At 70.4% G+C, this 9964-nt stretch carries 13 protein-coding genes and 1 pseudogene; 12 read left to right on the top strand and 2 right to left on the bottom strand.

Going from position 1 to position 9964, the window contains the following annotated elements; genetic code table 11:
* Window positions 1-110: 110 nt before the first annotated feature.
* The 12 genes from FB380_RS18310 (at window position 111) to FB380_RS18365 (ending at window position 9306) form a co-directional block, all read left to right on the top strand.
* A complete protein-coding gene (locus FB380_RS18310) occupies window positions 111-335 on the top strand; it encodes a hypothetical protein (RefSeq protein ID WP_166756760.1) in 225 nt (74 codons plus the stop codon).
* A complete protein-coding gene (locus FB380_RS18315; RefSeq protein WP_208383686.1) occupies window positions 332-1102 on the top strand; it encodes a DUF6544 family protein in 771 nt (256 codons plus the stop codon). The genes FB380_RS18310 and FB380_RS18315 overlap by 4 nt, the downstream gene beginning before the upstream one ends.
* Window positions 1103-1840: 738 nt before the next feature.
* A complete protein-coding gene (locus FB380_RS18320; protein ID WP_166756761.1) occupies window positions 1841-2146 on the top strand; it encodes a hypothetical protein in 306 nt (101 codons plus the stop codon).
* Window positions 2147-2331: 185 nt separating this feature from the next.
* Window positions 2332-3261: a response regulator transcription factor gene (locus tag FB380_RS18325; RefSeq protein WP_188959646.1), complete on the top strand. Its 930-nt coding sequence runs from the start codon at window positions 2332-2334 to the stop codon at window positions 3259-3261.
* Window positions 3258-3776: a hypothetical protein gene (locus FB380_RS18330; protein WP_166756762.1), complete on the top strand. Its 519-nt coding sequence runs from the start codon at window positions 3258-3260 to the stop codon at window positions 3774-3776. The genes FB380_RS18325 and FB380_RS18330 overlap by 4 nt, the downstream gene beginning before the upstream one ends.
* A gap of 414 nt (window positions 3777-4190) precedes the next feature.
* The gene (locus FB380_RS18335) at window positions 4191-4514 is read left to right on the top strand and encodes a hypothetical protein (RefSeq protein WP_166756763.1); all 324 of its coding nucleotides are present in this window, start codon (window positions 4191-4193) and stop codon (window positions 4512-4514) included.
* On the top strand, window positions 4514-4927 hold the full coding sequence (locus tag FB380_RS18340) for a hypothetical protein (RefSeq protein ID WP_166756764.1): 414 nt from the start codon (window positions 4514-4516) through the stop codon (window positions 4925-4927). Before FB380_RS18335 ends, FB380_RS18340 begins: the two co-directional genes overlap by 1 nt.
* Window positions 4928-5013: 86 nt before the next feature.
* Window positions 5014-5394 (top strand): Mov34/MPN/PAD-1 family protein, encoded by a 381-nt coding sequence (locus FB380_RS18345; RefSeq protein WP_166756765.1) that lies wholly within the window; start codon window positions 5014-5016, stop codon window positions 5392-5394.
* A complete protein-coding gene (locus FB380_RS18350) occupies window positions 5391-6935 on the top strand; it encodes a hypothetical protein (RefSeq protein ID WP_166756766.1) in 1545 nt (514 codons plus the stop codon). The genes FB380_RS18345 and FB380_RS18350 overlap by 4 nt, the downstream gene beginning before the upstream one ends.
* Before the next feature lie 40 nt (window positions 6936-6975).
* Window positions 6976-7563, top strand: a complete 588-nt coding sequence (locus FB380_RS18355; protein WP_166756767.1) for an RNA polymerase sigma factor — start codon at window positions 6976-6978, stop codon at window positions 7561-7563.
* Entirely contained in the window at window positions 7556-8308 is a 753-nt protein-coding gene (locus FB380_RS18360) for a hypothetical protein (protein ID WP_166756768.1), read from the top strand. Before FB380_RS18355 ends, FB380_RS18360 begins: the two co-directional genes overlap by 8 nt.
* 35 nt (window positions 8309-8343) lie before the next feature.
* Window positions 8344-9306, top strand: coding sequence for an ImmA/IrrE family metallo-endopeptidase (locus FB380_RS18365; RefSeq protein WP_166756769.1), 963 nt, complete (start codon window positions 8344-8346; stop codon window positions 9304-9306).
* Between the two features lie 205 nt (window positions 9307-9511).
* Here FB380_RS18365 and FB380_RS18370 read toward each other — a convergent pair whose 3' ends face one another.
* Together FB380_RS18370 and FB380_RS24175 are read right to left on the bottom strand one after the other, a co-directional pair.
* On the bottom strand, window positions 9512-9763 hold the full coding sequence (locus FB380_RS18370; RefSeq protein WP_166756770.1) for a hypothetical protein: 252 nt from the start codon (window positions 9761-9763) through the stop codon (window positions 9512-9514).
* 50 nt (window positions 9764-9813) lie between these two features.
* Window positions 9814-9960 (bottom strand): annotated as a pseudogene (locus FB380_RS24175) (IS3 family transposase); the annotation flags it as partial.
* Window positions 9961-9964: the final 4 nt, after the last annotated feature.

Consider the following 9964-nt stretch of genomic DNA (forward strand, 5'->3'; position numbering starts at 1 on the left):
GCCCCCGGACGGCGTCCGTGCGGTGAGCTGCACCCGCCGGCCGGACCCACGACCGGTCCACCCCGGCCGCCGCGCCCCGGCGACCGCAGCGCCACGGCGGAGGGAGCAGCATGCGAGGACGACGGTGGCCGGACCTCACCCCGGCACAGCGGACCACCCTCCTGGTCCTGGGTCCGGTCCAGCTGTCGCCGGCAGCGACGGCCCGGGCCGACCTCGCGGCGCGGCCGGCCGAGGAGGTCGACGGCAGCAGGGCACGCTGGGCGGCGGTCATCGCGGTCAACTGGTCCGGCCCGCTGGCCTGGTCCCGCTGGGGCCGTCGCACGACGCGCCGATGAGCCGGCACGGTCGGGTGCCTGCCGCCGCCCGCAGCGTGCGGGAGGAGTGGGACCGGCTGTCCATCGGGACGACGGAGGCGGGGACCTTCGATCCCGGGATGCTCGCCGGGCTGCCCGAGCCGGCGCGACGGTGGCTGGGGCACGCCCTCGCACCCGGCACACCGCTGTGGCAGACCGTCGAGCTGTCCATGACCGGACGGATCCGGCTGGGCCGCTGGCGCTCGTTCACCGCCCGCCAGGTGCTCGCTCCGCCGTCCGGGTTCATCTGGGCGGCGAGGGCACGGGTCGCCGGCCTCCCGGTGACCGGGTTCGACCGCTACAGCGGGGCCACCGGGGAGATGGGGTGGCGGCTGCTCGGCCTGCTCCCGGTCATGTCCTCGAGCGGTCCGGACGTGTCGCTCAGCGCGGCCGGGCGGCTGGCCGGCGAGGCCGTGCTGGTCCCCACGATGTTCCAGCACGCCCGCTGGGAGGCCTGCGCCGAGCCCGACACCGTGGTGATGGCCTGGCGGCTGGCGAACGGGGTGGAACGCACCCGCCTGCGCGTCGGCGCCGACGGACGCCTCCTCGAGGCCGTGCTGCAGCGGTGGGGCAACCCGGACGGTGCACCGTTTGGGCGGTACCCCTTCGGCGTCTCCATCGACGAGGAGGCCACCTTCGCCGGCGTGAGGGTCCCCTCGGTGCTGCGCGCGGGTTGGTGGTGGGGCACCGACCGGCAGACCGACGGCGAGTTCTTCCGGGCCCGGATCGTGTCGGCCACCTTCGGCTGAACGGTGCGCCGGCCCGTCGCACCGGGACGTCCGCCCCTCGCCGGGCCAGGGCCCCCTACCGGGTCACCCGGCAGGGACCGTCGCGGCCGGGGAGGCCGCCGCACACAGCAGCAGGGGCCGTTCCCGGTCTCCCGGGAACGGCCCCTGCGTCGTGCTCTGTCGGGCTGACAGGATTTGAACCTGCGACCCCTTGACCCCCAGTTTCCTGCGCGGGGTCCGTCACCGTTCACCTTGATCCGGTTTGCGCTGCTCAGCGCCTCGCCACGTCCGTCGACGTCCGCAGTCGTCCGCCGCCGTTCGGGCCGCGTTGCTGTACCGGTTGCTGTACTTCTCCCTGCGCTCAGCAGTCCCTCGCTGCAGCAGCCGGAGGGCAATGCGCTTCCAGACCTGACTGCGAGGCGACCTTCTCAAGCGACGCGAGCTCGTTGACGAGTCAGCTGCCCGCTGCTGACATCGGACGTCTCCCGGCGCTCTTGGCTGCGTCCTCTGGGTGCCTGGGCGTCCATCCCGCAAGCGATCAGGCCTTCAGCCCGGGATGGCAGGACGTGCCGTCCGATGGCGCCTCTTCCGGCGCGAGCACCAACTGCCGGGAGGAGCGCCGTGCCGAGCCACGCCCACGAGACTGTCCCCGATTCTTCCTCCCCTACCGGGTCGAGCGAACGACCACTGTGCGCTGCGTGCTCAACCGACCCTGAGGAAGCCGGCGGACCAGCGGTCCGGCGCCAGGCGTGCGCAGCGTTGGTCACCGCCTACGGCGGTGACACGTATCGGCTGCTGACCGATCTAGCCGACCTGCTCGAGGCCAGCGTGGCCTACGTCGACCGGCCCACGGTTGAAGCACACGTGGAACGGCCGCTGTCGGACACCGACTGGTCGGCCATCGCCTCCACGTTCACCGCGATGGCCTTCGACGAGCACATCGGGGACGCCGGCACGGTCCGCACCGACTGGATCGAGGACATGTTGCTCCGCGCTGATACTCCCGGCCGCGGTCGAGGCGACAACCACCCGTACAGATCGCTCGGTCAGCCACCCCGGCCGTGAGAACGACCCGCACCTGCTCTGACTGCGGCTACAAAGCGGAGTACGCCAGCATCCCCCTGGCCGACGCACACCACCGCAGACACTCCTGCGACAAACACCGGCTGGCCGCCGAGCGGTCCGCCCGGCGCGCGGACCGAGGCTCTACGAGGGTGCCCCGGGGGTGCATCCACCCACGGAGTCGGCACGTGCACGGCACTCGGGCCGCCTACGTCAAGGATCGTTGCCGCTGTCCTGACTGCACCGCCGCCAACACCGCCGCTTCACGCACCGCCGACCGGCAGCGCGCGTACGGCCGTTGGCAGCCGCTCGTCCCTGCCGGTCCGGTCCATGAGCATCTCGTCGCGCTCCGAGCGGCCGGAATCGGCGTCGAGCGCATCGCGATGCTCACCGACATGTCCGTGAGCCACGTCCGGGAGCTGGCCTCTCCTAGACGCGGCGACCGTCGGATCCGCCCTGATAACGCCACCCGGATCCTGCGCATCACCATCGCCGACGCAGACCGAGCTCCGCGCAGTCGAGTCGACGCCGCCGGAACTCGGCGCCGCCTGGAAGCCCTCGTGGCTATCGGCTGGTCGCTCGAACTGCTGGCGGTTGAGCTTGCTCGCCGCCCGGGCAGTCTCCGGCGCAGCTTGACCAGTTCATCCGTCACCGTTCGGACGGCCCGGGACATCGCCACTCTGTACGAGCGGCTGTCAAGCACCCCACCACCGCAGTGCACCGACGAGCAGCGCGTCGCAGCGGACACCGCCCGAGCCCACGCCGTCGCGAACAACTGGCAGCCACCGCTGGCTTGGGACGACATCGACTTCGACCCGTCGCCGCCAGCAGTTGGTGCGGCTTCCCGGCCGGACGATGTCGATGAGGTCGCCATCGAGCGCGCACTGGCCGGCGATGGGGTCGTCTACGACAAGCTCACCCCAACCGAACAGCAAACGGTCGTCGCGTTGCTCAGCGCTCGCGGCCGATCCATCCGTGACATCGCCACTCAACTTCAGACGACCAAGCGCGCAGTCGCCAGTCACCGGCCTGCCGGTCGCAGCGAACCTGCTGCAGCCGTTTCAACCGCTCCGAGAACCCAAGACTGTCGGAGGTCCGCCCTAGCCTCGACCGCGTGATCACAGCGAACCCGTTCGGTGTAGGAGCTAGCGGCGAGCGCCGCGAACGGCGCGCTGGTCGTTGTACATGCTGCGGCTTGATTCACGCGTACGAATGGTGGCCGGGCGCTCCCGCTCAGCCGCCTTGCGAAGCTTGTCTCGAACATGGTCGGAGCTTTGACGAGACCGAGGATTCACGAGCACTGGCCCGGCTCAGGGATCACGAGCCGCGGATCAGGGCCTACGCCGACCACGCGGCCAAGCGGGCGACCGAATATGAGAGCCAGGCCAAGAAGGCGAAAGCATACGGAGCGCGGCAAGCCGCCAGCGCTCTCGGACAGCGTGATCTCTATCGGCGGTTGCTCTCCGAGGTCTACAAGCTTCACAGCGAGACCAAAGGCCAGTGCAAGACCTGCGGAGCCCGGTATCCCTGCGCCACGGTGAAGGTGCTGGAGGGCGGCCCTGGAGGAGCAGGCGACGCCATCATCCGAGCCGCGTCACGGCGAGACAGCTTCCCCGACGCCGACTGGAACTGACGCCGGTCCAACGACGGAGGTCAAGAACTAGCACCGCGGTTGGATCCTGCGATTTGATCTTGACCTAGTTGATCAATACTGCCAATTGACGATTTGTCGCTTTGAGCAGCAGCTATACCGTTGGGCCTCGTTGACTACATGCGCTCGTCGGAGCACGTTTTCGATGAGTAAGCGATGCCTGCGCGACAGGGTCAATTCACTGTCCGGCGTCGGGATGCCCGTGCCCACGCGACCGCCGCACCGGGCGGGCCGACGCACTTCTGCCATGGTCTCGCCGCCCGAGCTCCGGCCGGGCGCACCCCGAGGCAGGAGCCGGGTCCCTTGAATCAGGCGAGCCTCCTCCTGGAGCCCTTTCACTCGGCCGTCGGTCGTCGTCTACACGGCAGACCGACCGCCAACCCGAAAGGCAGCCCGATGACCAGCAGCAAGCTCGACCCCACTAGCACCGGCACGCCCGCCCCGCAGGACAAGCACCCCTTCAAGGTGACCGTGCGGACCCTGGCCGGCCACAGCCGCAAGGAGACGGTCAAGCCCACCGACACGGTTCGTGAGGTCACCGCCGACGCGGTCAAGTACTTCGTCCACCGCGGCCAGCTGCCCGAGGGCGGGTACGCGCTGACCCTGCCGCGGACCGGCCACCAGGCGGAGCTGGACCCCACCGCCACCGTGCGCGACGCCGGCATCGTCGAGGACGACGTGCTGGTGCTGATCAACCGCGCTCCCCAGGTCGACGGCTGATGGCGCTGCACCCCGCGGTGCTGGAGGGCCTCCTCGACCTGGAGGTCCGCCAGGCCCGCGACCACCTCGGGGCCCGCGCGCACGACCTGCGGCGGGACGGCGCCCAGCTGCTGATGACCCTGGTGCGACCGGACGGCAGCTGGATCCTGCGGCTGGACGGCCGCGACTACGACGCCGAGCCGTACGACGCGACGCTCGTCGACCGGCACGGCCGGGTGTTGCCCCTGGAGCAGTGGATTCCCGGCTTCGCGCTGGGCATCCACAGCAGCCTCGACATCCCGTTCGTGTGCGTCAGCGGCACCCGGGCGTTTTACGCCCACGAGTCCCACTACGCCCAGCGCTGGGACACCGACCGGTACCGGCACCGCGCCGACAGCCTGCTGGACCACCTGCTGCGGAAGGCCGGCCTGTGACCCCGCTCCTGCTCCCTCACCAGCTACTCCTTGACGCTGGCGCGTTCTTCGAGGCCTGCGGCACCCGGGGCCTGGAGGGCACCGCCATGATCAAGATCGGGCCCGGCGGACCGGCCCTGATCATTCCCGATCAACAGCCGTGGCGCAGCCCGGCCGGGCACGTCGCGGTCGAGGTGACCCGCGCCGGTCAGCTGGAACTGGCCCGTGCGTTGACCGCCGAAGAGCTGTTCGTCGCCCGCATCCACTCCCACCCGGCAGAGGCGTTCCACTCGGCGGCGGACGACGCCAACCCGGTCCTCACCCACGAGGGGGCGCTGTCGATCGTCGTGCCGTTCTTCGGCCTGGGCCTCCGCCGGGGTCTGGACGCCTGCGCGGTGCTCCGGCGGGACCGCACCGGCTGGTGCGGCCTGCCCCCCGGGGCCGGGCGGGACCGGTGGATCGGCGGCATGCCGGAGAACGGGCGATGACCGAGGACCCGCGGCTGCGTCTGATCGGCGGCCCCGACGGGCGCAGCCCGCACGCCGCCGACGTGCTGGCCCGGCTGGACGGCACGCGGGTGGTGATCCGGACCGGACCGGACATGACCGGCGCGCACACCGTTGCTCTCGCCGCCTTCGTCGGCCTGGTCGCCCGGCTGTTCGGGCACGTCGCCCTCGATCCGCCGGTGCCGCTGAGCCCGAACTGGTGGGGCGCCGTCGACTCCGACGCGCTGCTCACCGCCCTGCTGCCGGTGCGGCCCACTCCGACGGCCCCGCCGGTGAGCGAGGTGACCGTCACCTTCGGCAACCAGGTAGCGCCCGGCCACCTCGCGGTCGGTGGCGACGACTACACCGTCCGGCTGGCCCGGGTGCCGCAGCCGCTCGGCGACCCGGCTGGCCACGCCCTCGGCGTGCACGCCGCGGCCTGCCTAGCGGTCAGCCAGCTCCTGGGCGAGGTGCTCGGCCCGGTCGGCCATCCCGGAGTCCGGCTGGAGGGCCTCTATGTCACCAACCTGATCGACTACCGGCTCACCGCCGCCCCCTCGCTGTCCCCGGTGGCGTTCAGCGCGCCGCTGTCCCTAGCCGTCGCCGGCGTCGGCTCGGTGGGCACCAGCGCCGCCGCCCTGCTCGCCGGCTGCCTGGCTCCCGCGCTGGCTCCGGATGCCCGACCTGCCGGTGGGCAGCTGTTCGAGCTGATCGCCGTGGACTCCGACATCCTTGACCCGAGCCGCAATCCGTTCCGGTATCCCGCCCTGCTCGGGACCGAGAGCGGGCATAAGGCAACCTGGCTGGCCGAACGGCTGAACACGCTGGGACTGACCGCCCACGGCGTGCCGACGCCGGTGGCGGAGTGGACCCGGGCCCGGGACCGGCCGGGCTTCGACGGGCTGCTGCTCTCGTCCGTGGACACCCTGGCTGGGCGTCTCGACGTCACCGACGTCCTGGCGCGGGAGACGCTGTCGCTCGGGGTGGCCGGCCTGGCGCTGCACGCCCAGCGGGAGCGGTTCGCCGACGGCCTGGCCTGCCCCTTCTGCGACTACGTCAGCGCCGCACCCCCGCTCACCCAGGCCGGTGCGCACGCCGAGACCACCGGGCTTCCCGTCACCCGGATCCTCGCGCTGCTACAACCGGACGGGCGCCTCACCCCGCTCGACGTCGACCTTGCGATCCAGGCCGGCCGCCTGCCGGCCGAACGGCGGGAACGGTTGATCGGTGCGCCGCTGACCGACCTCGTGCGCCAGGCCTATGCCGAGATGGAGCTGCGTGGTCCCATCGCCGACGACGGCGTGCTGGCCGTCGCGGCACCGCAGATCTCCTGGTTCGCCGGCGTGCTGGCCGCCGTGGAGGTGATCAAGCAGCTGCGAGGGCTCCCCTTGGTCGACCGACGGGTGGACGCCGACCTGGCCGGGCTGCCACCGGGGCTGGTGCGGCGCTCTCCGGCCGATTCGACCGGCCGCTGCCTGTGCCACTCCGGGGTCCGCCGGCGCTGGTACCGCGGGCTGTACACCGACCAGCCCGCCATCGCGTGATCACCACCCGACGCACCGTGACCTCGGCCATACTGTCCGGGTGAGCGTGGTGCCGGAGCCCGACCAGCAGGGCCGGCACGCGCGCCCGGCTCCGCCCGCGCACACCGACGTCGCCGCGCTGTACGCGCGGCACCACCCGCGGCTGCTCCGGCAGGCGCAGCGCGTCCTGCCCGGCGACCAGCAGCACGCGGCCGGCGACGCGCTGATGACGGTCTTCGGCAGACTGCTGCAGCAGCAGCAGGACGGATCGTTGACCGAGCAACCCAACTGGGAGGCGTACCTCCTGCGCGCGGTCACCAACGCCTGCTTGGACATCCTGAAGAGCAGTGCCCGGACGCAGCCGGTCGAGGACCCCGTCGACGTGGCGGGCCAGGAGCGTGCCCCCGCAGACCCCACCGGTGACACCGCCGCCCAGCGCCTCGACGACGCCACCCGGCGACGTCGCCTCGATGCTGCCCTCCGCACCCTGCCGGATCGGCAGCGCGAGATCGTGCTGCAGAAGGCCGCCCTCGAACGCACCAACCGCGACATCGGCCGGGAGCTCGGGTTGAGCGGACAGCGCGTCGGCCAGCTGTACGACCAGGCCATGCGCCAACTACGAGAGGAGGTGAACCGTCACGGTGACTGAGCACCGAACGTCCGACAACAGCGACCTCGACCGCACGGCGCTCGAACGCGCGCTCATCGCGCGACAGCGCGGTGCGCGCATCGAGCCTTTGACCCCCGACCTGCAAGACCTGGTCGACGACCTCGCCCCGTGGCTGGACGCGCTGCGTCAGATCGCACGCTCCGCGGCCGTCAGCGACGAGAGCAGCAGCGCCTTCCCCGAGTCCGAGGAACTGGCCCGCGCAGACGACGCCGCCCCCTTCGCCTTCACTCCGGTGTCGGACGACGATCCGGTCGCGCTCATGCTCGGACTGGTCGCCGATCCGAGCATCGCTCTCGACGCTCGCAAGCTGGCATCGACACGTAGACGCAACGGCATGACGCTCAACGAATTCGTGGCATCCCTACGGCATCGCGGCTGGCCAATCGACGCACCCGAGACGATGCGCTGGCACAAGGCAGATACGGTCCTTCCGCGCGCGCTCATCGCTGCTATCGCTGGTGTACTCCACGTGCAAGACACCGACCTACTGGCGCGGCCAGCCTCCGTTCGACCAGCCGAGGATCCTTTCGACGACGAACGCGTCGCAGCCCTACTACGAGAGTGGGCCAATGAGATCGGTCTAGCGCCTAACCAACTGCGCACACAGCTGACTGGCCTTCTCGCCGGGGCGAACTTCCGAAATCGGACGGACGCCTCGGTCGACACACTGCTGGCGATCTTGACCGCCCTTCGCGGCGTTTCGAGCCTCCTGGACGGACAGTGAACCCAAGTGAACATGTCCAGCGGCTTCTGCGGACCGTGCCCGAGCACGTCCGTGCCGCCTTCCTCCAAAATCCGAAGCGTGCACTGGCGGAGTGCGGCGTCCGTGTGCAGGAGGTCCCGCAGCTGTCGTCCGCTCGGGGCGCTGGCGGGATGTGCGACGGACTGTCACTCGCGGGCCCACGCACGGTGCTGTACGCCGCGACACCCGACTCCCGTCGGGAACACTTCACGCTCGCCCACGAGTACGCGCACCTGCTCGTGGATGCCGACGACGACGCTCTGGGCTGGCTCGCCGATCAGGCAGAGCCCGGCGCGGAACAGGAGCGCATGTGTGATGAAATCGCGTCCGCCCTACTAATCCCGGACGCGGAACTGGCGGCCGTGATAGGTGCCGGCCCGATCACCGGTCAGCACCTCATTGAGCTCTTCACCCGCACGCAGGCGAGCCAGATCGTGTGTGCCATCGCACTGGCCGGCCGACTCACCTGCGCTGGCGCGGTAGTGCTGACCGCCCGCGCGACGCAGACCGTCGTACATGCGACTCGCGTCGGCCCCCTGCCGATCTACCCGACGCGCGACCAGCCTCTGCCTACGGGACATCCGCTGAGATTCCTGCGGCCTGGCGCCCAGATCTGCCGGGAATCCTTTTGGGCAACGCCGTGGGGCGACCGCGAGACCTTCTACCTCAACGCCGCCGCAACTGCGGTGCGCACCTACAGCGTCATCGCTGTCACCGACTTGTGGGGCGCAGAGCGCCTGCATCTACCCGCCTCGACCGCTGCGCCGGATGCCCGACCCAGCGAGCAGTTCTCCTGCCGGTGCGGGTACGCCGGTCGTGTCACCGGGTGGCCGTGTGACGACTGCGGCCAGCTGTTCTGCCCCAGATGCAAGAACTGTGACTGCACACGTCGAGCAAGTCTCACCGAGCGCTGCACTCAGTGCACCGTGCACGTCGCGCGTACGAACCTAATTGGTGGGGTCTGCAGCAATTGCAGATAATTCAGGGTCTCGCGACGACTACGGGACAATGCGGGATTCAAGGGGCCTCGGAAACGTCAGCCACCTAGGGCAGAGGAGCACGCCGCATCGTCGTGCCACAGGCGGCTGGCAGTGGTCAGCTACTTGCTCAGCGCGGGGACTTGCAGAGGCCGACGTTAGGAGCCGCAGGGCGCCGTCGCTTGGACGATCGACTCGAGCACTCGTCTCAAATCTCGTCGTGCGCGAGCCACAGCAAGGCCGAGTGCAGACCGGGCAGTGTCCGCCAGCCGATACATCCCCCGATGTCCGTAAAAGCGTCGTCCATGCGACTGACAACTGCCTCCGCCATGTCGGCCGTGAGCCAGTCGACCTCAGTGCCCGGGGGAACGAAGGTCGCCAGTCGCTGCCGCGCCGTCGCATCGTTGTGGACCGAATAGTTCCGCCACGCGTTCAACCACCGCAACGTTTCGAGTGTCATTTCGTCGAGCGGAACTGGCCCGAGTTGAGTTGACTCGTTGGGTGTGGTGGTCAGGCCGCGGTAGCGGCGAGGTTGAGTGTCTCGTACTCGACTGGGGTGAGTCGTCCGAGTCGGCGTTGCCGGCGCCGGCGGTGGTAGGTCCGCTCGACCCAGGTGATGATCGCCAGCCATGGTTCTTCTCGAGTCGCCCACCGCTGCCAG

It is taken from the genome of Modestobacter marinus, from assembly GCF_011758655.1.
GTDB classification, from domain to species: Bacteria; Actinomycetota; Actinomycetes; order Mycobacteriales; family Geodermatophilaceae; genus Modestobacter; species Modestobacter marinus.